The following is a 23,368-nucleotide window of genomic DNA, read 5'->3' as shown; positions in this document are numbered from 1 at the left end:
ACATAACAAATCGTCAAGAAGAAACGACCAGGGCTGATCTGATTCAGGTGTTTTCATACCAGAAGGGGTGTTTCCAGACGCAGCAATCCCCACCTGAAACAGCATAGGTAAGCTTCTGATACTTCGGGGAATAGTGGCAGGCGGAATGGTTTCATTGTTCAGATGTTTGTGCGGGGTGGTTGTCCTTCCCCTAATGCTGGTGCGGCCCGTTGCTGCCGAAACACTTACACTGCCCTTGCCAGCTGGTCGCGAAACGCATTTTGCCTTTGAGTCCGGTTTGCTTGAACTGGCACTGCAATACGCGCCCGGTGATCACAGCCTTGAAATTATTTCCCTGGAAGGTCTGTCGCAAAAGCGGATGTTCAACATGCTTGATGAAGGTCAGGTCAATGTTCTCCTTGCCGGGTATAGCCGTGAAGCTGAGGCTGATTTGCTGCAAATCGATTATCCCCTGACCAAGGGGCTGCAAGGATATCGGCTATTCATCACCCGTGAGGACACATTTGAAGCACTTGATGACGTGGCAAGCCAAGATGATTTGAAAAGTGTCTGCATCGGGTCCGGGAACTCCTGGGTTGATACCCTCATTCTCGAACATGCTGGTCTGTGTGTGGTTGGTGGGCCGGGGAACAATCTTTATACCATGCTCGAAAACGGGCGGTTCGATGTCATGCACCTGGCACTTCATGAGCTCAGAACAGAGAGCGTCATGAACCTGCTCAGTCAGCATGGCCTGATGGTTTATCAGAACCTGTTGGTGCGCTATCCGTATGATTTCTATTTTTATGTTCGTCGCGACAGCAAACCGCTTCATGACCTGATCGAACAAGGGTTTCAGGCGGCGACAGAAAACGGCGCAATCGATAAATATTTCCAGGCACACCCCGGAATTGCCTATGCAACCCGGTTCCTGCAAGACCATCCAGATTTGCGGATAATTGATCTTGGTAACCCGGAAATGACAGAGAATAACAGCGCCGACATTCACCGTTATTGGCTGGAACATTAAGCCAATTAAGGATCATTGCATGATCCAAATAAGATTATTCCGTTTTGAGAACGAAAAATCTGCATATGCAGTAAATCAGATATCGTATTGATAAATATCGGATTTACATTTCATCTCTGGGTTCATAGCCAAAGTCATCATCATATTTCCGCTGCACGATATTTTCCCAAAGTGCGGGGTCAATGTCGCGTGACTTTTGGCTCATATCCGGATTTTCAATCTTGATAATATGGGTGTCAGGATCCTTCAGGGTTTCGAGCGCCTGACGAATATGCGGGTTCGACAAAAAGTGTCGCATGAAGTCGCCTGTGCTATAGGCCCGCGAAAGTCCCTGCGTCAAAATGGCGTGCAGTCGTTGGTTATTGTGGTTCACGTAAAGGAACAGATCAAACGGATACGCCAGAACGGGTGACGGGCTGAGAACGACGTTGGGATATTCCCGGCTGATAACATCAATTTCGCGATAGCCCTCGTGCACCGCACGGCTGAGAAGATCAAATCTTTTATTGGCGACCATCGGCCAAAGCTGATCACGTGGTGCGCGATCAACGCAAAACCCGCTTTTCTCCATGATGCTGGCATCCGGCCAATCTGTCCCGGTGCCGATACAGAATTTTTTCAATTCTTCCAGAGAGTCCGCCTGACTGAGAGCCGGGAGATTTTCCTTATGCGTCATGAACGCACGATATCCCAGCAAGCCTCGCGTCATCGGAACGTCAACTTGCAAGAACATTGCTTCTCGCTCGAGGCTGTAACCGGTGAACATGACATCCACCTTTCCCTCTTGCATCATTGAGCCGATGCGCGGCTGGGTTATTCCGTCGAATTCTTCGATCACAAGCCGAAAGTCGCCGTCGGCGTGGTCAAGGGCAAGCTCGATAACGCCGAACTCGTATTTGAAGAACTCGACCGCACCGGTTGGGAAGGCCATGCGCACGATTTCTTCGCCCCGTGCGGGTGGGGCGGTAAATGAAAACATGACGGCAGATATCAGCAATACCCAAAAGCGGTTTTGCAATCTGTTGCTCCTAGAGCCCCCGGAGAAATAAGCATGGCGACCATCAATTGATATTGTGTCTTGCCGATGCCTTTGAAAGGGTCACGGGTGCGCGGATCGCGAACAAACTCGGGCTTGGCTTCAATTAGCAAAGTCTTGTAATGGCTGAATTCCCGGCAAGTACGTTGTCAGGCGTCACACATTGCTATGACGATGGAATCCTTGCGTCAGGCGGCAGATATTTTTTGTGTTTTCGGTGCAAGCCAGCGCCACGCCATGAGCGTGGTGGCCAACAACACAGCACTTACCTGCACGACAAAAACCATCTGATAGGCCGGTGTTACCCCAAGCCCTGCCAGTTTTGAAATCTGGAACGTGATTTCAAGGATCTCGATCCCGACCTCTGTGCCAAACATGATGACGAAGGCCGGGGCCAGCGTGATCAGCTTGTTACTATTGGCCGATGCGATCACAGCACTAACCACAATTGTCGTGGCAATCCCAATCCCGATGCTTGAAAGCATCTTGGTCCAATAGAACAGGGCGGCATCCGTTGCGGGGTAGGGGTAAAATATCGTCGCAACCGATGCAACGATCAGACACGGAATGGCAAGCAGCCAAAGTCGTTCGCGCCAGACCGGATTACGTGCAATCAAGGCCCCGGCGGCAAACACCATGATCACCTGACTGGCCGCACCAAGGGTCGCGCGATCGTCAATCAATTCTGACGAACACAAATGCCGCACAAGATATGCAGTGTCGTAAACACCGGTGGTCGGAATTTCTAGGATGAATAACACCACCAAAAGGAAAATCGCATCAGACGGCAATTTGGTGTCGTGCGGCACTGCCGATTTCACACTGAAATACAAAACGGCCGACAAAACAAGGAAAGCCGACATCAGGCCAAGCCCCGTCAGGCTTTCAACACCAAGGAAGCTGTTGGCGGTTGTCCATGCTTCAAAAATGATGACAACCGAAAGAAACAGACCGATCAGTTTCCAGTTGGGGGCCTGTTTCGTGCCGGTATTGCCGGTGGTTGTTGGCGCGGCAGCCCCATCGGCGGTGCCCATCACCATCGGCATGATCAACAAAAACAGCAAAGGCATGACGGCCAGGATCAGGAAGTAATTCCCGGTGCCGACATCAAAGGCGACATATTTAACCAGCTGTGGCGCAATCAGAAACGCCATCGGCTGGGCGGCGGTCCAGACTGTTGTCAGCATCGACTTTTCGCGATCCGTCTTGGCCTGACTAATCGCAAGCTGTGCCAGCGGGGCAAAGAACGAAATCGCAAAGCCACCCATGCAGAAGCTGGCCAGAACAATGATCTCGCGCACGGAAAGGGCCGGGTCCCAGTGCATGGTCAGGCCAACGGCGGCATAGCTGGCACTGGCAAGGATGGCGGTGGCAAGGCAGACCTTGCGCGCCGTGTGACCGTTGATCACAAAGGGCGCGATGGCGAGTGCCATCACAGCACCACCAATCAGGACTTCAATCAGGATATCGGTGCGTTCGACCGAAATGTTCAGGAAGCTTGCAAACTCACCCTGGGAGACGGAAACGGTCATGGTTGCGACAGACCGCATTCCGTTGCCCAGAAGAACGAACAGGGCAAGAAGCCCTGTTTCGATCAGGATCAGTTGTTTGAGTGGTGTATTCATTTGGTCAATGCATCGGCCATATGATCAGCCGCACGGATCGCCAGTGCGGCAATGGTCAAGGACGGGGCATTGACCGGTGTTGTTACATGCGAACTTGATCCCAGAATATAAAGATTGCTGTGATCATGCGCGACAAGATCCGCATTCACGACCGATGTTTTCGGGTCCGAGCCCATGATCGTGGTTCCACCAATAATCGCATTCGACAGATACGGTTTATCGGTCTGCATGTCGGCCACACCAAGGGTGGCAAAGATCTTGCGATTGACCTCAAGCGCATTTGCCAATCCCTTTTTGGTGTAGTCATCAAGGGTAAAGGTCACCTTCGGGCGCGGAATGCCCGAGCTGTCCTTTTCATCGGCAAGCTCGACCCGGTTGTTCCAGTTCGCCAAAACCTCGGCCGAGCTGTTTAACCGCAGATGTCGGGAAATCTGATCATTGATTGCATTGGCCAGTTCCTGACCAACCATGCCCTTTTTAATCAGATCCTTTGCCAGATTGGTGGCATCGGAATTGCCCGACCAGCCATCATTCATGAAGCTGGTCCCAACCGCGGCATAATCGGATCGGAAGTCACCATCACGCAGTTCCACCAGACCACCGGTCTGCTGTGGACCGCGATACGGGAAGATTTGCTCATCAAGCATGCCCCAGCTGTCCTGGTTGGCTTGCGTCAAAAGATTACGTCCGACCGCATCGGAACTGTTGGCAACACCCTTGGGGGCATTGTCCTGTGCCGAGTTCAAAAGAAGACGCGGGTTTTCAATCGCATGGCAACAAACGGCAAAGTACTGCCCCGTTACCCAGAATTCCGACCCGTCGGGTTTGCGGACCCTCACACGGCTGATCTTTTGATCATCACCAACCTCGACAAAGGTGACCAGTGCTTCGGTCTCAACCCGGACACCGAGGTCCTCGGCCTTTTGGGCGTGAACCGATGCGTCATATTTCGCGCCAATCGGGCAGATCGGCACACAGGTGTTGTTGCCGCAACAAACCGGGCGCTTGTCGTAAATCTCAGAATTGCGGGCATGGGAAAACGGCGCTGAATGCAGTCCCAGTTTATCCAGTGCCTCGGTAACCTTCTGATCCATATAGCTCATCGGGATCGGCGGCATCTGATAAGGGGCGCCATCGCGCGGCGCGCCCCACGGATAGTTTGGATCCCCCGCAACACCCCAGCGTTTTTCAGCTTCGATGTAATAGGGCACCAGAAGGTCGTAATTGATCGGCCAATCGCGTGAAACGCCATAGGTCGACTTCATGGTGAAGTCATGCGGGCGCAACCGGTCGGCAAAGCCGGTCCAGTGCCAGGTCGTGCCGCCAAACAAACGCAGATACGCACCGATAAACTGATCGGGTCCGCCCTGAACGTAGAAGTCGTTATACTTCCCGTCTTCGGGATGCGGGGCATAGGGCTCTGACGGATAAGGCGACTGTGGTCCCTTGACCGGGTTCTCATAGAAAGTCTTCAGGTTCTCGGCGCGCGTGCGTTTCGGCCCTGCTTCGAGCATGATGACATCGATGCCCTTTTGCACAAGGCTATAGGCCAGATGCGATCCGGCCATGCCCGATCCGATGATGACAACGGTTGCTTCCATCACATATCCCCCGTGACCGGATGGTGGGCCCAATGACCAAAGGCCGGACCGCCACAGGTTCCCGGTGCGGTGGCAAAGGTCAGGGATTTCCAACCAAGGCACCAGGGGTAATAGATTGCCTTATAGGTGCCATCACGCATCACTTCGCCGGTATAAAGCAGACGGGCAACGAAGGCCGCCTGTTCCTGAATGTCCGGGCTGGCTTGTTTGATGCGTTCGGCAATCGCCCCGGTACGCAGCGCATAAACGAATTCACGCTGGGCCGCCGCACCGTAAGTCGTAAGGAACTCGTCATTGGCGGCATCAAGAAGATGATCCGAAATATCGGGAATGCCGCCAATCTGACGCACAATGTCAAAGAACACCGCATTGCTGCCCAGTGCCTGCGCACGGGTGGCAGCGGGGGCCAGCGGCAATAACGAGATTGACCCTAAAAGGGCGCGTCGTGAAATCTTCATTTGCTTACCACGACAAGGCCGCGCGCCTTGTTCGATCCGCTATCAATCGTTGCCATGGCGGTGCGCAGGTCTTCGATGGTCATCCAGACCGGCGGGTATTTGTATTTGGCAACATCAAGAACGAGTACGCGGTCGGTATCCTCGTCATAGGCGGCAATCGGCGAAACATGCCCGTCACCGACCTGACCGATCGGTTTGCGCGAATAGTTTGCCACCAGTCGCATGTTCGGGTCGGCAAGCGCGGCCTTGATGGTGTCGCGCAGCCATGCTTCATCAAAGTTGTTGGCGTGATGGTATTTTGCCTTCACACCCAGATTTTCAAAGAAGGTGGCAATCTGGCTCAGAATCAGGCCGTCATGCTCCACCATGGCATAGGATTTTACCTTCTGGTTTTCCGGGGTGAACACCGTTTCCTGGGTAAACAGGCCCCACGGATACAGGCGATAGGGCTGCGGGCGTTCGACACCCAGACTGTTCATGGTCGCGGCAATACTGGCCGGGCCACAGAACGTCAGGATGTGTTCGCTTTCAAGATAGCTCGCCAGTTCGAAATAGGGGCCGGTAAATTCGGCATCCATGAAAATCTCGGTGCCCTTGTCATCGGTCAGATAAATCAACTCATCCGCCGATGCGTGCATCATAGGGGCGGCCATCATCAGACCGGCAAGTGCAGGAAGCATAAGACGTTTCATTATTGTGTTCCTCCGAACCAGATGGCGATGGCTTTGATGTCCGCATCGCTCAGGTCTTTGACGATTTCATGCATGACAAGCGCCTGACCACCGGTGCGGCGACCTTCCTGATAGGCGCGAATGGCGTTTTCAAGATAAAGCGGCTGTTGACCCAACAAGATCGGAACATCCTTAAGGGCCGGGTTGCCATTGGTGCCGTGACACGAAAGGCATTGCGAAGCCGCGGTTGGCATCGCATCGGGTTTGGCATCATCGGCCTTGGCGTCTGTCACGGAAAAGGCGGACCATGCGATCATGATGGCCGCAGTGAAGCTGGCGGTGTGTGCAAAGGATCGCATCATCATACCTCGATATTAACGTTGATCATCATGCCGGTGTCTTCATGCGGCAGGATGTGGCAATGCATAACGTAGCGGCCGGTAAAATCGACAAAGCGGGTGCGGAATGTCACGGTTCCCGCTGCCGGAACGGCAATGGTGTCCATCCAGGGTTTGCGTTCATCCGGCTCGCCATTGATCGAGACGACCTGAAACGGGTTCACGTGGATATGCAATGGATGGGGGAAGGGTGTGGTGTTGATCAGCGTCCATTCCTCGACCGCGCCGAGTTTGGCGACAACGTCATCACGCCTTGGATCAAACCCCTGACCGTTGATGGTAAATTCGGTGTCGTCAAAGAAGCCCGACACATCCTTCACACCCAGAACGAACTTGCGCCTGTTGGTGACTTCGTCATCGGTGATGTCGGTCAGAATTTCGTTCTTGGGCAGATCACCCGTCGGAATTGATTTGCCGAATTTGACATCCTTGCCAACGCGCGGATCATCGGCCGCAATCACGATGATATCGGCAAGATGTTCTTCGGGCAGGCTGGCCTTGCCCTGCATGAAGGCCGGGCGGCGCAGCGCATAGGTGCCGGTTTTAACACCCTTGATCAAAAGGTTCGCGCGGTTGCCCGGTGCCAGCAGGAATTCTTCAGTTTCTTCGGCCTTGGGCAACGGATTGCCATCCAGACCAATCAGATGCATTTCCATGCCATCTGCGCGCAGCGGGATGAACTGCGCATCGCCCGCGTTCAGCAATCGCCAATGCTGAACTTCGCCTTCGCGGATATAGATTTTCGGGCGGTATTGACCATTCACAAGGAAGTCGCGCTCGGCATCCAGTGGCCAGATCGGCTTTTCACTTTCCAGCAACCCGTCAATGCCCGGGATCGGTGCCTGAAGCACAAGAACGCGTTCAAGGGCAGTAGCGATTTCTGGGACTTCGTCAAGCGTGCCGCCAATGATCGCCATGCCCGCCGCACCCGATGCGACCTGTGCCGAAACCGATCCGTGGCGATGCGGGTGATACCAGTAATTCCCCGCCGGGTGATCAACCGGCAACTTCACGACATAGTTAAAGCTCTGCCCCGGTTCGATCTGCAAATAGACATTATCACTGTTGCCGCGCGGGCTGACATGGAAGCCGTGATAATGAACGTTGGTGGTGTTAAACCGGTTGGGCACATTGGTGACCACGTCCTCGCCGGCATCCTTGTTGGGCGGCATGCGGTTTTCAAACGCCAGTTCCAGTGTATCGCCGGGTTTCATGCGAATGGTCGGGCCGGGAATGGATGCGTTGAAAATGCGAAGCTTGGCAGGCCCGCTTGGCAGCGAATAGTCGCTGGCATCCATAAAGAAATCGGCTTTCAGGCGCCCATCAACCGAATGGATTTCCATCGGGTTGGGCAAATCGTCTGTGATGCCGATGGGGGATTGGCTTGCGATTGTTTCCATCGCATTCGATGGCGAAACAAGCCATGGCATTGGCGCAATGCCTGCAGCAACGGTCGCTGCAGCCGACCCTTTCAAGAGGCCGCGACGCGTGATCATAATGTGGTCTCCCTCAACGTGCCGGAATGCGGTCCCCCGGCGCGGCAGTTGCTCAGTATTATTCTTGTACCCCATTAGGGTGGGGCTGATTACTTCGGAAAGATAAAAGCTTGGCCGCCAAAGCGATGTGCCAACCGTCACAGACGCCTGATTTGGAACGATTATTCTTTCAAACTCCCGTGACGCTATTGTACCGCAATTGACCGATCTATCAATTCGGAGTTGCTCGATAGTGCATGACGGTTCAATGAAGACGGAAGTCCGGGCAGTGGGAATAACAGGCAACGTAATGAAATCATTATCCATCGCCTGATCGGTTCGGCTTTTTCCAAACCCGAAACAAAAAATCCGCACCCATTTGGGCGCGGATTTCAAAGGTCTGTTTTTTGCCCGAAGGTCGTGGTTAGTTACCGACCAGATCATCCGGTGTGTAATTCACCTCATGCAGGATTTCGCCGCTTTCATAGTCGACGGCCTGCAAGGTAACGCCATAGCCCCACAACTGCCCGATATAGCCCAGCGTCATTTCCGCTTCCGACTTTTCAAGACGGATGCCTTCATGTTCGGTATGCTGAATGTAAAGCTGGCGGTTGCCACGGATATCGACATCAACCACCTGCATGTCGGGCTCGCGCACTGAGATATCATGCATGCGGGCCAAGGACCGGCGCACCTTGCGATATCCATTGTCGTCATGGATGGCGGCAACTTCGAGATGCGGTGATGAACTGAGATCATCGATCATGAACATCCGCATGTCGCGCATGACCTTGGGCGACAAGAATTGCAGGATAAAGCTTTCATCCCGGTAATGCGCCCACGCTTCCTTAAGGGTCTCGACCGGTTCATTGTTCTCGGCAATATCGGGGAACCATTTGTGGTCTTCCTCGGTCGGATCCACGCATATGCGGTGGATGTCCTGCATCATGGCAAAGCCAAGCGCATAGGGGTTAAAGCCGGAATAGCGTTGGTCATCATATTCGGCCTGAAACACGACGCGCGAATGGTAGTCGATGAACTCCATCATAGCGCCTTCGGAAATCAGGCCCTTGTCATACAGACTGTTCATGATGGCGTAATGCACATAGCACGCGCAGCCTTCATTCATCATCTTGGTCTGTTTCTGCGGATAGAAATACTGCCCGATATTACGCACGATGCGCAAAATCTCACGCTCCCAGGCTTGCAAGGTTGGGGCGTTCTTTTCGAGGAAATAAAGCAGGTTTTCTTCCGGCAAGCCGAACTGTGCACGGCGTTCCTCGACCCGCATCTTGCGTTTAAGCTCGTCCATGTCCTGATCGCCCTGATCAGGCTGGGGCAGGGTGCGCCACAGATCGTTGTAGGTCTCGTCTTCATACTTGGCGCGTTCACGTTCACGCTTAAGCTCGGCCGCCAAGTTGGGTTTTTCCGGCCGGGAATAGCGGTTCACCCCCTGATCCATCAGGGCGTGCGCCGCATCCAGAATCCGTTCAACCGCGTCAAAGCCGTATCGGTCCTCGCACTTGGCGATATAGCTTTTGGCAAATTGCAGATAATCCAGAATGCCGTCGGCATCCGTCCATTGCTTGAACAGATAGTTGTTCTTGAAGAAATGGTTATGGCCAAACGCCGCATGGGCGATCACCAGCGCCTGCATCACGATGGTGTTTTCTTCCATCACATAGGAAATGCACGGGTTGGAATTGATCACGATCTCATAGGCCAGCCCCTGATATCCCTTGCGATACATCACATCATCGCGCACGAAGCGTTTGCCAAACGACCAGTGGTGATACATCAACGGCATGCCGATCGATGAATAGGCATCGAGCATCTGCTCGGACGTGATCACCTCGACCTGATTGGGATAGACATCAAGCTTAAGCTCATTAAGCGCGATATCCTCAATCGCGTCATAGGTGGCTTTCAATGTCTCGAAATCCCAGTCGGCACTGGTGAAAAGCAATTTGTCGGCGGATTTGGTCTTGGAGCTCATCGGCCTGCCTCCGCACGGTTTTTGGCAAACAGTTCCCTAAATACCGGGAAGATGTCGGCTGCCTTGGTTACCCGTTTAAGCGCAAAGCGCGGATTGTCTCTGGCAAGCGGGGCGTAGGATTTCCAAAGGGCGGTTTCCCCCTCGGCAGCGGCAAAAATCTCGGCCTCGCGCTCGTCAGTGATTTCGATATAGGCGTAATACTGGCACTTGGGCAAAAGGTCCTGCGCCAGAAGGGCGGTGCATTTTGCCCCGTCATTGGAATAGTTATCGCCATCAGACGCCTGCGCGGCATAGATGTTCCACTGATCAGTGGGATAACGATCCACCAGCACCTTTTTCATTTCCTCGAGTGCGGTGGAAACAATCGTGCCGCCGGTTTCGCGCGAATAGAAAAAGGTTTCCTCGTCCACCTCGGCTGCGCGCGATGTATGGCGGATAAACACCACCTCGACATGTTCGTATTTGCGGTGCAGGAACAGGTGAAGCAACATGAAGAACCGCTTGGCCAGTTCCTTCATCTGTTCGGACATCGATCCCGACACATCCATCAAGCAGAACATCACTGCCTGTGTGTTGGGGTCGGGGATCTGTTGAAACTGGTTAAACCGGGTATCAATCGGATCAATGAACGGGATCGCCTTCATCCGCCGTTTGGCTTCTTCAAGATCAGCCAGCAGGGTATGAAGCGTATCCTCGTCAGTTTTGGTCAGCTTGCCATTCGGGCGTTTTTCCGCCTTGGCCTGAAGGGCGGATATCTTTTCTTCAAGTTCGCGGACCTCGGCCGTTTTCGGGCGACGCAGTCCGATGCGCCGGGCCAGCGAATTGCGCATGGTGCGCACAAGGCTAAGGTTGGATGGGGTGCCTTCGACCGAAAAGCCCGCGCGCGCATTTCGAAACGCGGTGGTCTGCTTCAGGCTCTTTTTCAAAAGGTCGGGCAGTTCAAGATCTTCAAAGAAGATATCAAGGAACTCGTCGCGGGTCAGGGTGAACTGGAATTCGTCTTCGCCCTCGCCATCGGGGCTGGCTTGTGATCCGCCAGAACCACTATCGCCGCCTTGCGGGCGGGCAATGCGATCACCCTGAACGAATTTCTTGTTGCCGGGCAGGACATAATTGCGGTTGCCACCACGTCCCATGTGGTGAAAGCCCGGCTCCTTTAACGTTTTGCCGGGAATGGTGATCTGGTCGCCGCTGGAGATGTCGGTAATGCCACGCGACCGGATGGTGCTTTCAACCGCCTTTTTGATCTGGGCCTTTGCGCGACGCATGAAACGTTGCCGGTTGCCAAGGCTTTTGCCGGTCGGGTTCTTGCGGCGGTCAACGATATAAAGCATGGGCAGTCACATCCTTGCACGGTTCAAAAGCGCGTTGTGCAGGTCGCTTGCGCCTTGAAGTTCCGCAGGATGTGACCCGGATAAAACGGGCCGTGGCCACATCCTGCGGCGAAGAGGTAACCGGGCGGACAAGGGACGAAGCCGCCCGGTTGGGCCGGGAAAGACAGGGGGGAGCTTAACCGGCCTTATTGACGCGCATGTACCATTCGACCAGACGACGCGTCTGGCGTTCGGTATATTTGCGATCGATCATGCGTTTGACGAACTCGTTGTGTTTCTTCTCGGTCTCGCTGTCTTTCTTCGAGCCGAACGAAATCACCGGCAGCAGGTCCTCGACCTGACTGAACATGCGTTTCTCGATCACATCGCGCAGTTTCTCATAGGACGTCCAGGACGGGTTCTTTCCCTTGTTATTGGCACGTGCACGCAGGGCGAACTTAACGACCTCGTTACGGAAATCCTTGGGATTGGCGATACCCGCCGGTTTTTCGATTTTCGACAGTTCCTGATCAATGATCTTGCGGTCCAGAAGCTGACCGGTATCGGGATCCTTGAAGTCCTGATCCTCGATCCAGGCATCGGCATAGGCAACGTAACGATCAAACAGGTTCTGACCGTAATCGGAATAGCTTTCCAGATACGCCTTTTGGATTTCCGCCCCGATAAACTCGGCATAGCGCGGGGCCAGTTCGGACTTGATGAAGTCCATATAGGCCTTTTCGCGTTCTTCCGGATATTGTTCGCGCCGGATGGCCTGTTCAAGGACATACATCAGATGCACCGGATCCGCCGCGACCTCGTGGGTGTCGTGGTTAAAGGTTTCTGACAGCACCTTGAACGCAAAGCGGGTTGAAATACCGTCCATGCCTTCGTCAACACCGGCAGTATCGCGGTATTCCTGCATGGATTTCGCCTTGGGATCGACATCCTTCAATGTCTCGCCGTCATAGACCCGCATCTTGGAATACAGGTTGGAGTTCTCATGTTCCTGCAGACGCGAGAGTACGGAAAACTGTGCCAGCATTTTAAGGGTGCCCGGCGCGCAGGACCCGTGTTCAAGCTCTGATCCCTGCAACAGCTTGTCGTAAATCATGGTTTCTTCGGTGACGCGCAGGCAATAGGGCACCTTGATCACGGAAATTCGGTCAATGAAGGCCTCGTTGTTTTTGTTGGCCTTGAATGTCTGCCACTCTGCCTCGTTCGAGTGGGCAAGGATCAAACCCTGGAACGGAATGGCACCAAGGTTTTCCGTGCCGATATAGTTGCTTTCCTGTGTGGCGGTCAGCAACGGGTGCAGCATCTTGATCGGTGCCTTGAACATCTCGACAAATTCAAGAATGCCCTGGTTGGCGCGGTTCAGGCCACCCGAATAGCTATACGCATCCGGGTCGTTCTGGCTGAAATATTCTAGCTTGCGGATATCGACCTTACCAACAAGCGACGAGATATCCTGGTTGTTCTCATCACCTGGTTCGGTCTTGGCAATCGCGATCTGGCGCAGGCGCGACGGGATCAGTTTAACGACCGAAAACTTGGTAAGATCCCCGCCAAACTCGTCAAGGCGCTTGACCGCCCATGGCGACATAAGCCCCGTCAGGCGGCGTTTGGGAATGCCGTATTTGTCTTCGATCGCATCGCCCATCTTTGCCGGGTTAAACAGGCCAAGCGGGCTTTCAAACACCGGGCTGATTTCATCGCCGGCCTTCAGAACGTAAATCGGTTCACGTTCCATCAGCTCTTTCAGCCGTTCGGCAAGGGAACTTTTACCCCCGCCAACCGGGCCGAGAAGATAAAGAACCTGTTTGCGTTCTTCCAAACCCTGGGCGGCATATTTGAAGAAACCGACAATGCGTTCGATGGTTTCTTCCATGCCAAAGAAATCTTCAAAGGCGGGATAACGTTTGATGGTTCGGTTCAGGAAAATGCGGCCAAGTCGGGAGTCTGTCGAGGTGTCGATCAGTTCCGGCTCGCCAATCGCTTTGATCATGCGTTCAGCGGCAGAGGCATAGGCACTTGGGTCTTCGCGACACAAATTAAGGTAATCGCGGATGGTCAGTTCAGTTTCCTGCTTTCCGTCATAGCCTTCCGCATACAGCTCGAAGATATCCTTCTCAGCCATGGCGCGGTCTCCTTTCAAACGTTATCGCACTGTCAAACTTACGTTTCCTGTCTCAATCCTGTTTTTGCGCAATTTTTGCGTTTTGCTTTTGCACGGATGGGACGAACCCGATCCTGATCTGGTGGCGTCGGCAGGTCTCCTGTGAAGGGACTCCGCCAGACGGTCATGAATTAACAAATGGCGTTCGCGGTTAATCTCTGGCGGATCATGCCAAACGTGTGAAAATTCGATTGTGCAGTTGCGGCGTCAGCGCCGTAGTGCAGTCTTGATCAGACTCTTTTTGGGTCCCGTTGCGGCGACCAACAAACCGACCATCAATGTGTCGGGGCAGGCTTCTGTCGAATGAATTTCAAAGTGACCTTTGAGCCTGCCGAGGCAATTTGCCCTGTTATTCAGACGTGGGAATAACGAACTGATTTCGCAAGACGATACTTCTGTCGAACATCGTAAAATCGTGTGTTCATGTTCACATGTAAGTGACCGCTCGTCCAGCTTTGATGCCGCTTTCATTCCCACAGCCTTGCACAAAAATATTTTGCATTTGCAAAATCCGCAAGCCGACAGCTATCACAGGTGGGCAGGATCGGGCCGCAAAAGCCACCAAAGGACTTCACAATGAGCGACGAAACCGTACAGTTTATCGAACCACATGAACTTGATCGACTGATCGGCGAAGAAGCCGTCACCATTATTGATGTCCGCGAAGCCGAGGAATTCGCAACCGGCCATATTGAAACCGCGATCAATATCCCGACCTCGAACTTCGATATCCCGGCGTTGGTCGACCTGACCGATGAAAGCGATACCGACCTGGTCTTTGTCTGTGCCGTCGGTCAGCGTTCCTTTGGGGCAGCCAATGCTGTTCTGCCCCACGTCGATTGCTCCGTTAGTAACCTTAAAGGCGGCATTCAAAGCTGGACCCGTGCGGGCTTTGACCTTGAAAATGGCAAATAATCCCGACCTTCTTTGACGGGGTAGGGGCCGGAATGTGATCGGGCGTTCGACTGCGCGCGGTGGTCGAATTCACGCCACCATCATTTGGCATCGGGCGTTACCAATACGCCAGCCGCAAGGCATTCAAATGCGGCAATTGCCTTGCCAAGGGTATCTTTCGGATCATCGCTTGCCGCGACCCAAAGGGCGGCATTCAACGCGACCCCGTTTAGCAACCTTGCCAGGGCTTCGATATCGACCGGTTTGATTGCCCCCTGATCGGCCAGCGCCCTTAAAGTTGTGATTGTCGCCTGCAAGCAGCGGTTTTGGCTCGGCCACTGTGATGGATCGCCCAGAAAGGCCGGACCATCGCGCAGAACGATCCGCTGTATTTCGGGATCAAGGGCCAGTTCGATATATGTCCTGCCCTCGGCCATCAAGCCGTTCCAGCCGCCGCCTGCGGCATCCCCCGCATCCTTGGCCTGTTGCGCCATGGCGGAGTCTATTTCATCGACCACAGCGGCCAGCAGCCCGCGCTTGTCACCAAAATTATGATACAGCGCCCCGCGCGTCAGCCCCGCACTTGCGGTCAGTTCATCCATTGACGCTTCTGCATATCCCTTTTCGGCAAAGGCCTTGCGTCCCGCTTTGATCAATTTGATGCGGGTTTCTTCCATTTTTTCAGCGCGCGTTTTGGCAGCCATCGGGCACTCCAATTTAACATACGTGACGTATGCGAATTGACATACGCTGCGTATGTGAATATATCTGCTTCACATACGCAGCGTATCTGAACTCAATTCGAAATACCACAGATACCGAATTTTACCCGAACAAGGAGGTCTTCATGGCCCTCGCAAACCAAGCCGTCTTTCCGCCAAACCGCCATGCGCTTTATGACGCGCACGGTTATTCCCCGGCCATCAAATCCGGAGATCTGTTATTTGTGTCTGGCCAGGTGGGCAGTCGCGAAGACGGATCCCCGGAACCTGAATTCAAAACGCAGGTCGAACGCGCATTCGATAACCTCAAGGCGATCCTTGCGGCCGCCGGATGCAGCTTTGATGACATCATTGACGTGACGACCTTCCACACCGATCCGGAAAACCAGTTTGAAGACATCATGGAAGTGAAGGACGCGATCTTTGATCAGGCGCCTTACCCGAACTGGACAGCAGTCGGGGTTACCTGGCTTTCCGGTTTTGATTTCGAAATCAAGGTTGTCGCCCGCATCCCGGCAAGCATTGCCTGATCCGGTGTAATGCTTCGAACTCATGACGAACCGGCCCTGCAAAGAAAGCGGGGTCGGTTTTTTCATCTTGACGATTTCTCATAAATGGAAAAATATCCCAAATGTGAGATTAAAGGGTGTTGCCATGGATGAGATTGAAACAAGACTGGCCCAACGGTTGGCCGCTTTGCGCGCCGAACGCGGGTGGTCGCTTGATGAGCTTGCACAAAAAAGTGCGGTCAGTCGCGCCAGCTTGTCGCGGATCGAAAAGGGCGAGGTCAGCCCGACCGCCACTGTGCTGGGAAAGCTGTGTGTTGCTTTTGGTGTCACCCTGTCACGCCTGATGCAGATGGTTGAAGACGACTTTGTGCCACTTGTCGCGCGTGCCGATCAGGAAGTCTGGACTGATCCCGATACTGGCTATCAAAGACGGCTGGTCTCCCCGACATCCAAACAACTATCGGGCGAGGTGATTGAAGTCGAAATCGGCCCGAACCAGCGCATTCAATATGACGGATCGCCGCGGGACGGGCTTGAACATCATTTGGTGATGCTGTCTGGCGCGCTTTTGATGGACGTCGATGGCCAAATCCATCGCCTCAATGCGGGCGATTGCCTGCGCTATCAGTTGCGCGGTGGCAACGTATTTCAAACGCCCCGAGATCAGGGCGCGAAATATCACCTGTTTATCATCGACTAAGCGAAAGAACCGTTATGCCATCGACGACGCACACCGCCCCCGATCTCGACATCGTCACCCTTGATGCTGATGGTGTCACAGCGTGTCTGGATCAGTTCGCCGACATGCTTCACTCCTGTGTCCATGACGGGGCCAGCATTGGCTTTATCGAACCCTTCCCGATGCACGAGGCCGAAGCTTTTTGGCGCGATAAAACCATCGCGGCACTTAAGGGTGGAAAACGGGTCCTGTTTGCGGCCCTTGATCAGGATCGCGTGGTCGGCACGGTTCAGCTTGATTACGACACCATGCCCAATCAGGCCCATCGCGGCGATATCAGCAAGCTGATGGTGCGCCCCGATTGTCGCAGGCGCGGCATTGCCCGACTGTTGATGCAGGCGGCCGAAAACCGGGCGCGTGATCTTGGGCGAACCTTGCTGACCCTTGATACCCGAACTGGCGACAGTGCCGAGATTCTTTATACCTTGCTCGGGTTCGAGACCACCGGCGTTATTCCGGATTTTGCCCGTGATCCGGACTCTGAAAAACTCAGCGGCACCACTGTGATGTATAAGCGCATTATCAGATAGTGTTTTGAAACGGCTTGCGATTCCCGGTTTTGTATCCAGAACGATCATTCTGGCATGCCAGACGGGACGCATGGACATTTCGATCGCAAATTATTTCAATACCGCAGTGCCGTTATCAAAGCTGTGCTTCTCGTCTGTATGTCTTCAGCTTGCTGAGTTCTGGCGTTGTGTGCGGCGCATTACGGACAGGCTGGTCAGGGTTTCGCCGTAGTCAAAACATGTTGAACACCGCCGAAAAATGGGCGCATCCTTGCCGTCCTGAATAAAGAAACAGAATAAAAGTTCTCGGAGGACGTCCATCATGAAAAAATTTGCCCTTGCTGCCGCACTGATGGCAGCCGTCGGATTTTCCGGCACGGTTCAGGCCGCAGACCTGACACTGCGTATTTCCCTGCAATTGCCGATGAAAAGCCACCTCGGTCAGAACCTTTTGATGTTCAAGAACGAGGTCGAGGAAAAATCAAACGGCGATATTGAAGTCCAGATCTATGATTCAGCCCAGCTCTACAAGGACAAGGAAGTTCCTGCGGCGGTGGGATCGGGTGCGATTGAAATGGGTGTCGCGTCATTGACCCGTTATGTCGGTGATGTCCCGGCTGTTGATATCTTCTATCAGCCGTTCCTGCTCGATACCGAAGAAAAGGTCCGTAAGGCCGTTTCCCCGGATTCTCCGGTACGTGCGCCGCTGGATGAAGCCATTGCTGAAACCGGTTCGACGGTTCTGTGGTGGCAGGCTTACGGCGGGTCGATCATGCTGTCGAACGGTGGCCCGATCAAAGGCCCGGATGGTCTGAAAGGCCAGAAAGTCCGCGTGTTCTCGAAAACGCAAGGTGATTTCATCTCCGCTGCCGGTGGTGCACCGACCCTGATTTCAGGCTCCGAGCAGTATATCGCCTATCAGCGTGGCACGGTTGATGTTGGCATGACCGGCATGTCGGGCGTGAAATCCCGTCAGCTTTGGGAAGTCATGGACACCGTCACCACCACCAACGATGCCGATATCGAATTCATCGTCGTTGTGAATACCGACTTCTGGAACGGCCTGACCGATGCGCAGCGTGACATCATTTCAACCGCGGCCATCAATGCCGAGAACGATGTGCGTGATCGCATGTCGACGATCGAGGCAGAGGCCTTTGCCGAAGCCAAAGCCAACGGCATGACCATTTACACCCCGACGGCCGAAGAAATGGCTGCATGGCGCGAAGCTGCCAAACCGGTTTACGAGGCATTCCTCGCCAATACCGGTGATCTTGGCAAACAGGTCTTCGAGGCCGCCCAGAAGTTCTAAGCATTTGGCGTCACCGGTCGGGTGCCATGTGCCATGCGGTGCATGATTGTGCATGGACGCCGACCGGGGCGTAATTTGATTTGTTGTCATCACCGCGCATATTCGGGCCAATGCCGATACTGTGTGGTGATGACGCCCTGTTTTCCAACATGCACTGTTTAAATCATGTTTGATCGATTGACGCTTATTCTTGCGTGGGTCGCGGCCATCTTGTTTGTGCTTGCTGGCTGCATGCTGACCTACGAAGTGCTGGCACGGTATTTCTTCGTGCGTCCGACCATCTGGGCGGCCGAGCTTTCCCAACTGTGTCTGATCTGGGGATCGCTTTTGGGGATGCCCTGGGCACTGGCTGCACGCCGCCATATTTCGGTGGATGCCATCACCCGTCTTCTCGCCCCCAAGGTCCAGCGCCTTGTCGAAATTATCGCCATGGCCTGCATTCTGGCCTTTTCGGTGATGGTGACAATCAAGGGCTGGGAAATCTTTTATGAAAGCTTCGAGCGTGGCCGCACCAGCGGCACCATGCTTGATCTTCCGGCGTGGGTTGCTGAACTGCCGGTCGCCATCGGGTTTGCGCTGCTGGCTATTCAGGCAGTGATCGAGATTATCGGGCTTGCACGCGGCAAGGATATTCCGAAAGGGGCGCACGAATGACCATCGTCCTGACCCTTGCTGCGATGTTCGCGTTGCTTCTGATGCGTGTGCCGGTTGCCTTCGCACTCGGTGGGCTTGGCCTTGCCATGCTGATCCTTGGCGGGTTTTCGCCCTTGATGGCGCCACAGGCGGTTCTGTCCACGCTTGATGGTTTTATCCTGCTGGCCGTGCCGCTGTTTCTTTTGATGTCAAACATCCTGCTGCGTGCCGGTGTCGGCAATGACCTGTTTGCCGCTGTCAGTGCCTGGGTCGGCCATTGGCCGGGCGGGCTTGCGGTGGCGACCATTCTGTCTTGTGGTGTGTTTGCCGCGATTTCCGGGTCCTCGGTTGCGACGGCGGCGACCATCGGCACGGTGGCCATCCCGGAAATGATCAATCGTGGCTATAACAAGCGGTTTGTTTATGGATTGCTGGCCGCGGGCGGCACTCTTGGCATTCTGATCCCGCCATCGATCCCGATGATCATTTATGGCTTTGTCACCGAAGAATCGGTGATCTCGCTGTTTTTGGCCGGGATCGGACCGGGCATCGCGCTTTTGGTGTTCTTTATCATCTTCTCGATGATTTATGCCCGCATGGGCGGGCAGGAACTTGAACCGAAAAAAGACTGGGCCGAACGCAAACGTGCCACCATCCGCGCCCTGCCATCGGTTGTTCTGGCCGTACTGATCATATCGGGCATCTATTCCGGGGCCTTCACCCCGACCGAGGCCGCGGCCATCGGCTTTGCCGCCGCCCTCATCATCACCGGCCCGATCATGCGGGTTCTGACATGGGATGCGCTGAAAAAGGCGGTGTTCGATTCCATGGCAACCACGGTTGCGATCATTCTGATCATTGCCGGGGCCAAGGTCTTTGGCAAGGCGATCACGCTTTACCGCATCCCGCAGGACATCTCGGTAATGATCACCCAAGGGGTTGATACCGAACTTGGTTTCATCCTGATTGTCACGGCGGTTCTGCTGGTCATGGGCTTGGTGTTCGAAGCGCTTTCGATGGTGCTGATCATGACACCAGTGCTGTTGCCGGCCGCCCTTGCGCTTGGATTCGATCCGATCTGGTTTGGTGTTTATATGGTGATCATGGTCGAATGTGCCCTGATTACGCCGCCCGTCGGGCTTAACCTTTATGTGATCCAGTCGGTGGCAAAGGCCAGACTGGGCGAGGTTGCCCGCGGTGTTGCACCGTTCCTGCTGCTGATGTTTGCTTGTGCCGCCCTTTTGTATGTGTGGCACGATCTCGCCCTTTATATTCCCTTCAAGCTGTAAAGACCGATGAGTAACGTAAAATCACCTGCCGATACCCTGCGCGCACTGCTTGCCACCGGTGATCTAATCACCATGCCCTGCTGCTTTGACGCGCTTTCCGCCAAACTGATCGAACAGGAAGGATTCGGTCTGACCTTTATGTCGGGCTTTGCGACCTCTGCCGCACGGATTGGCGAACCTGATCTGGGCCTGATGTCCTATGGCGAGGTCCTTGATCAGGCGCGCAACATCACCGATGCGGTTTCGATCCCCGTGATCGGTGATGGCGATACCGGTTATGGCAATGCGATGAATGTCAGGCGGACCGTCACCGGCTTTGCGAAGGCAGGCTGTGCGGCGGTTATGATCGAAGATCAACTGGCGCCCAAACGCTGCGGCCATACCAAGGGCAAGGAAGTCGTCGGCCGTGACGAGGCGTTTGACCGCATCAAGGCCGCCGTCGACGCCCGCGAAGCCGGGGCAGACATCCTGATCCTGGCGCGCACAGATGCCCGTCATCAGCATGGCCTGACCGAGGCGATTGACCGTGCCGCGAAGTTCAAGGAACTCGGTGCCGACATCCTGTTTGTCGAGGCCCCGAAATCCGTCGATGAAATGCGCACCCTTTGTGCCGAACTGCCCGGTCCCAAAATGGCCAATATCGTCGAAGGCGGCGAAACCCCGGATCTGTCGCCCGAAGAACTCAAACAGATCGGCTATCAGATCGCGGCCTATCCACTTTCGCTGATGGCAGCCGCCATGAAGGCGATGGTCGAATGCCTGCAAACCATGAAGGTCGGCCAGCCGCGGGATGACAAACTGATGAGCTGGGCGGACCTGCGTCAACGCATCGGCTTTGATGAGTATTACGACGTTTCGGAACGCTATGCGTCGTCAAGACGCGACGGCTAGGGCAGGGGGGATAGTGATGGCTGATAAACATCACGGCGGCTGTTTGTGTGGGGCTGTGCGCTACGAAGTCAAAGGTGACTTTGATGCGTTCTTTCTGTGCCACTGCAAATATTGCCAAAAGGACACCGGCTCGGCCCATGCAGCCAATCTGTTCTCAGCCAAGGCCAGGCTGTCTTGGATAGACAGCCAGGATCACATCCAGTCCTACACTGTGCCCGGAACGCGCCATCAAAAGGCGTTTTGCAAAACATGCGGCTCGGCCGTTCCCTACACGCAGATGGACGGCAAGCTGTTGGTGGTGCCGGCAGGCAGCCTTGAAACGCCTGTCTCGATACGCCCGAACGCCCACATCATGATGGGCAGCAAGGCGAGCTGGGACCACGGACTTGATGAAGTTGATCAGCTCGAAGGGCTGCCCAAATAGCATTTCGGTGTGATGCCAAAAGAAAACCCCGCAGCCGATGGCTTGCGGGGTTTTCTTTAATGGTGCCGGCAGAGAGACTCGAACTCCCAACCTTCTGATTACAAATCAGCTGCTCTACCAATTATAGCTATGCCGGCGTGAGCGGCGCGAACATAATCCGGGCCGCTGATGATTGCAAGAGTTTGAAGCACGGAAATTTACATCCCGTGAAAACCCCTCAAACGCCCGTGTCGGCGCGCTGTTGCCTACTTGCGATACAGCTCGTAAAGCGCGACGGCGGCTGCGTTTGAAACATTAAGGCTTTCGATGCGATCCGACATCGGAAGCTTGACCAGGAAGTCGCAGCTTTCACGCGTCAGACGGCGCAGCCCTTCACCCTCTGATCCCATCACAATCCCGACACGGCCATGCAGTTTGGCTTCGGCCAGGGTTTGTTCGGCATAGCCATCCATGCCCGCCAGCCAGAAATGCGCGCCCTTAAGCTTATCGAGCGTCTGGTTCAGGTTGCCGGCATGGATATAGGGAACGGTTTCAAGCGCACCGCTGGCCGATTTGGCAAGCACACCGGTTTCAGGCGGCGCATGACGGTCGGGCACGATAACCGCTGATGCGCCAAAGGCCGCCGCACTGCGCAGGATCGCGCCAACGTTATGCGGGTCGGTCACCTGATCAAGGATCAGAACCGTGCATTGTTCAGAATCGCGGTGATCGGCAATCAGTTCTTCGACGGAAAGCTGGGGCAGGGGGGCGCAATGCATGGCCATGCCCTGATGCACCGTGCCCGGCGGCAGCATTTCATCAAGGTCGGTGCGTCCGGCCGAATCTACCGCGATGTCATCGCGCTCGGCGTCGGCAAGGGCTGCCATGACTTCATCACGGGTGTTTTCGGTGGCCCAGATTTTGTGAATCGTGCGTTGTGGATTGGCAATTGCCATCATTACCGGGTGACGCCCAAATAGAATCAGGCGCGAATTGCCGCCCGATCCGCCACCGTCACGGCCGCGTTTTCGTCCGCGGCGCGAATTGCCTTCACGGTTTTCATCGCCTTGCGGGAGGGCATCGGGTGCCCCGTCACCTTGATGACGATTTCCTGAACGGGATTTATTGCGACGCGACATATGGCGGAAACCTCCGGGCCGTAGGGGACTGAATGCAGTTTGCTTCGTTTGATCGGCGAAACTTGGCGAACATATAGGAAAGGAAATACGATTTCGTGCTTTTTTTGCTGTTGACAGGGTAGGTGCCTTCGCCGTATTCCCTCCCTCGCCGCAACGAGGCCGGGGTCAAACCCGGATGGCGTTACGACCCTGATGGAGGGGTGGCAGAGCGGTCAAATGCAGCGGACTGTAAATCCGCCGACTTAGTCTACGCAGGTTCGAATCCTGCCCCCTCCACCACTCTCTCGCCCTCGCGAGAGCTCGCAGCATAAATATGCGGGTGTAGCTCAATGGTAGAGCAGAAGCCTTCCAAGCTTACGACGAGGGTTCGATTCCCTTCACCCGCTCCAATATTCTTATGATGCAACCCGTCGGCTCGTGCGGTGGGTTACTACGTGTTTTTTTGGTTCGGATAATAGGATCTGAGGGCAATGGCCAAGGAAAAGTTTGAGCGTACAAAACCGCACGTTAACGTTGGCACTATCGGCCACGTTGACCACGGTAAAACCACGCTGACCGCAGCAATCA

23 protein-coding genes and 3 tRNA genes are annotated in these 23,368 nt (G+C 54.6%); 13 read left to right on the top strand and 13 right to left on the bottom strand.

The features are described 5' to 3' along the window. Positions 1 to 193: 193 nt before the first annotated feature. Complete coding sequence (locus AUQ41_RS19525; RefSeq protein WP_063090195.1) at positions 194 to 1,009, top strand: hypothetical protein; 816 nt, start codon at positions 194 to 196, stop codon at positions 1,007 to 1,009. Positions 1,010 to 1,112: 103 nt separating this feature from the next. Here AUQ41_RS19525 and AUQ41_RS19520 read toward each other — a convergent pair whose 3' ends face one another. From AUQ41_RS19520 to AUQ41_RS19475, 10 genes are all read right to left on the bottom strand, one after another. Then, positions 1,113 to 2,027 (bottom strand): hypothetical protein, encoded by a 915-nt coding sequence (locus AUQ41_RS19520; protein WP_063090193.1) that lies wholly within the window; start codon positions 2,025 to 2,027, stop codon positions 1,113 to 1,115. 206 nt (positions 2,028 to 2,233) lie between these two features. Further along, entirely contained in the window at positions 2,234 to 3,670 is a 1,437-nt protein-coding gene (locus AUQ41_RS19515) for a hypothetical protein (RefSeq protein WP_063090191.1), read from the bottom strand. Further along, positions 3,667 to 5,271, bottom strand: coding sequence for a GMC oxidoreductase (locus AUQ41_RS19510; RefSeq protein ID WP_063090190.1), 1,605 nt, complete (start codon positions 5,269 to 5,271; stop codon positions 3,667 to 3,669). The genes AUQ41_RS19515 and AUQ41_RS19510 overlap by 4 nt, the downstream gene beginning before the upstream one ends. Beyond that, complete coding sequence (locus tag AUQ41_RS19505) at positions 5,271 to 5,729, bottom strand: hypothetical protein (protein ID WP_063090188.1); 459 nt, start codon at positions 5,727 to 5,729, stop codon at positions 5,271 to 5,273. Before AUQ41_RS19505 ends, AUQ41_RS19510 begins: the two co-directional genes overlap by 1 nt. Continuing rightward, a complete protein-coding gene (locus AUQ41_RS19500; protein WP_008892116.1) occupies positions 5,726 to 6,421 on the bottom strand; it encodes a phytochelatin synthase family protein in 696 nt (231 codons plus the stop codon). Before AUQ41_RS19500 ends, AUQ41_RS19505 begins: the two co-directional genes overlap by 4 nt. Then, positions 6,421 to 6,717 carry a c-type cytochrome gene (locus AUQ41_RS19495; protein ID WP_232308477.1) on the bottom strand — a complete coding sequence of 99 codons (297 nt, stop codon included), beginning with the start codon at positions 6,715 to 6,717 and terminating at the stop codon, positions 6,421 to 6,423. Before AUQ41_RS19495 ends, AUQ41_RS19500 begins: the two co-directional genes overlap by 1 nt. A 44-nt stretch (positions 6,718 to 6,761) precedes the next feature. After that, positions 6,762 to 8,294: a multicopper oxidase family protein gene (locus AUQ41_RS19490; protein WP_063090184.1), complete on the bottom strand. Its 1,533-nt coding sequence runs from the start codon at positions 8,292 to 8,294 to the stop codon at positions 6,762 to 6,764. 403 nt (positions 8,295 to 8,697) lie between these two features. Beyond that, complete coding sequence (locus AUQ41_RS19485; protein ID WP_063090183.1) at positions 8,698 to 10,269, bottom strand: SpoVR family protein; 1,572 nt, start codon at positions 10,267 to 10,269, stop codon at positions 8,698 to 8,700. Further along, entirely contained in the window at positions 10,266 to 11,603 is a 1,338-nt protein-coding gene (locus tag AUQ41_RS19480; protein ID WP_008892112.1) for a YeaH/YhbH family protein, read from the bottom strand. Before AUQ41_RS19480 ends, AUQ41_RS19485 begins: the two co-directional genes overlap by 4 nt. A gap of 175 nt (positions 11,604 to 11,778) precedes the next feature. Next, positions 11,779 to 13,722: a PrkA family serine protein kinase gene (locus tag AUQ41_RS19475; protein ID WP_008892111.1), complete on the bottom strand. Its 1,944-nt coding sequence runs from the start codon at positions 13,720 to 13,722 to the stop codon at positions 11,779 to 11,781. 615 nt (positions 13,723 to 14,337) lie between these two features. Between AUQ41_RS19475 and AUQ41_RS19470 the strand changes: the two genes are divergently transcribed. Further along, positions 14,338 to 14,676 (top strand): rhodanese-like domain-containing protein, encoded by a 339-nt coding sequence (locus AUQ41_RS19470; protein WP_008892110.1) that lies wholly within the window; start codon positions 14,338 to 14,340, stop codon positions 14,674 to 14,676. 80 nt (positions 14,677 to 14,756) lie between these two features. Here the strand turns inward: AUQ41_RS19470 and AUQ41_RS19465 are convergent, their stop codons facing one another. After that, complete coding sequence (locus tag AUQ41_RS19465; RefSeq protein WP_063090181.1) at positions 14,757 to 15,359, bottom strand: TetR/AcrR family transcriptional regulator; 603 nt, start codon at positions 15,357 to 15,359, stop codon at positions 14,757 to 14,759. A gap of 143 nt (positions 15,360 to 15,502) precedes the next feature. On the opposite strand from AUQ41_RS19465, the gene AUQ41_RS19460 reads away from it, so the two are divergent. From AUQ41_RS19460 to AUQ41_RS19425, 8 genes are all read left to right on the top strand, one after another. Continuing rightward, positions 15,503 to 15,907, top strand: a complete 405-nt coding sequence (locus AUQ41_RS19460; RefSeq protein ID WP_063090179.1) for a RidA family protein — start codon at positions 15,503 to 15,505, stop codon at positions 15,905 to 15,907. A 124-nt stretch (positions 15,908 to 16,031) separates the two neighbouring features. Further along, complete coding sequence (locus AUQ41_RS19455; protein WP_063090177.1) at positions 16,032 to 16,586, top strand: helix-turn-helix domain-containing protein; 555 nt, start codon at positions 16,032 to 16,034, stop codon at positions 16,584 to 16,586. Positions 16,587 to 16,600: 14 nt separating this feature from the next. Further along, a complete protein-coding gene (locus AUQ41_RS19450) occupies positions 16,601 to 17,155 on the top strand; it encodes a GNAT family N-acetyltransferase (RefSeq protein ID WP_063090175.1) in 555 nt (184 codons plus the stop codon). Positions 17,156 to 17,456: 301 nt separating this feature from the next. Continuing rightward, a complete protein-coding gene (gene dctP / locus AUQ41_RS19445) occupies positions 17,457 to 18,446 on the top strand; it encodes a TRAP transporter substrate-binding protein DctP (protein ID WP_063090173.1) in 990 nt (329 codons plus the stop codon). 165 nt (positions 18,447 to 18,611) lie between these two features. Continuing rightward, positions 18,612 to 19,100, top strand: a complete 489-nt coding sequence (locus AUQ41_RS19440) for a TRAP transporter small permease (protein WP_008892104.1) — start codon at positions 18,612 to 18,614, stop codon at positions 19,098 to 19,100. Then, complete coding sequence (locus AUQ41_RS19435; RefSeq protein ID WP_008892103.1) at positions 19,097 to 20,368, top strand: TRAP transporter large permease; 1,272 nt, start codon at positions 19,097 to 19,099, stop codon at positions 20,366 to 20,368. Before AUQ41_RS19440 ends, AUQ41_RS19435 begins: the two co-directional genes overlap by 4 nt. Before the next feature lie 6 nt (positions 20,369 to 20,374). Beyond that, positions 20,375 to 21,259 carry an oxaloacetate decarboxylase gene (locus tag AUQ41_RS19430; protein ID WP_063090171.1) on the top strand — a complete coding sequence of 295 codons (885 nt, stop codon included), beginning with the start codon at positions 20,375 to 20,377 and terminating at the stop codon, positions 21,257 to 21,259. A gap of 16 nt (positions 21,260 to 21,275) precedes the next feature. After that, positions 21,276 to 21,683: a GFA family protein gene (locus AUQ41_RS19425; protein WP_063090169.1), complete on the top strand. Its 408-nt coding sequence runs from the start codon at positions 21,276 to 21,278 to the stop codon at positions 21,681 to 21,683. 60 nt (positions 21,684 to 21,743) lie between these two features. On the opposite strand, the gene AUQ41_RS19420 is transcribed toward AUQ41_RS19425, so the two are convergent. Together AUQ41_RS19420 and rlmB are read right to left on the bottom strand one after the other, a co-directional pair. After that, positions 21,744 to 21,820 (bottom strand) — tRNA-Thr (locus AUQ41_RS19420). 108 nt (positions 21,821 to 21,928) lie between these two features. After that, positions 21,929 to 22,801 carry a 23S rRNA (guanosine(2251)-2'-O)-methyltransferase RlmB gene (gene rlmB / locus AUQ41_RS19415; RefSeq protein WP_008892100.1) on the bottom strand — a complete coding sequence of 291 codons (873 nt, stop codon included), beginning with the start codon at positions 22,799 to 22,801 and terminating at the stop codon, positions 21,929 to 21,931. Between the two features lie 194 nt (positions 22,802 to 22,995). Here rlmB and AUQ41_RS19410 point away from each other — a divergent pair. From AUQ41_RS19410 to AUQ41_RS20595, 3 genes are all read left to right on the top strand, one after another. After that, positions 22,996 to 23,080: transfer RNA gene (locus AUQ41_RS19410), tRNA-Tyr, on the top strand. 36 nt (positions 23,081 to 23,116) lie between these two features. Then, positions 23,117 to 23,190, top strand: a tRNA-Gly gene (locus AUQ41_RS19405). Positions 23,191 to 23,271: 81 nt separating this feature from the next. After that, positions 23,272 to 23,368: GTP-binding protein (locus AUQ41_RS20595; protein WP_039011239.1), on the top strand; the 97-nt coding region annotated here is incomplete at its 3' end.

The sequence above is a fragment of the Thalassospira sp. MCCC 1A02898 genome, from assembly GCF_001618185.1.
In the GTDB taxonomy this organism is placed as follows: Bacteria; Pseudomonadota; Alphaproteobacteria; order Rhodospirillales; family Thalassospiraceae; genus Thalassospira; species Thalassospira tepidiphila.
This window is presented reverse-complemented; position numbering and strand designations above follow the sequence as displayed.